General features: G+C 70.8%; 1 protein-coding gene. It reads right to left on the minus strand.

The genetic code is table 11. The features are described from left to right. On the minus strand, positions 1–653 hold a 653-nt coding region (locus CUT39_RS02945), incomplete at both ends, for an RNA-guided endonuclease InsQ/TnpB family protein (protein ID WP_157930443.1).

Here is a 653-nt window from a genome sequence, read left to right on the forward strand (position 1 = left end):
GCGTTGACGTCTCTGTCGTGGGCGGCCCCGCAGGCGGTGCAGGTCCATTCGCGGACGCTGAGCGGCTTGGGGCCGTCCTTCGCCCCGCATGCCGAGCACGTCTGACTCGATGGCAGCCACCGGTCGACCTTCGCGAAGGCGCGTCCGTACCGGGCGGCCTTGTATTCGAGCATATGCACGAACGCCGACCATCCGGCATCGTGGACGCTCTTGGCCAGCCGGGTCCGGGCCAGACCGCGCACCGCGAGGTCTTCGACGTACACCGCTTGGCTGTCGCGGATGAGCTGCGTCGAGACCTGGTGGTGCCAGTCGCGCCGGGTATCGGCGACCTTGGCGTGCTGCCGGGCCAGCGCCGCGCGGGCCTTGGCCCGATTCTTCGAGCCTTGCTGCTTGCGGGAGAGCGCCCGCTGGAGGCGTTTGAGTCGGCGTTCGGCGCGGCGCAGGAACCGCGGGTTGTCGATCCGCTTGCCCGAGCTGGTGACCGCGAACGCGGTCAGGCCCAGGTCGATACCGATCGGTTCACCGGCCTGCTGGTCGGTATCGGGCGGCGGCTCGGGGCCGGTCTGGACCACGAACGACAGGAAGTACCGCCCGGCCGCGTCCTTGATCACGGTCACGCTGGAGGGCGCGGCCGGGAGCTCGCGGGACCAGGC

Source organism: Glycomyces xiaoerkulensis (genome assembly GCF_002798405.1).
GTDB classification, from domain to species: Bacteria; Actinomycetota; Actinomycetes; order Mycobacteriales; family Micromonosporaceae; genus Glycomyces; species Glycomyces xiaoerkulensis.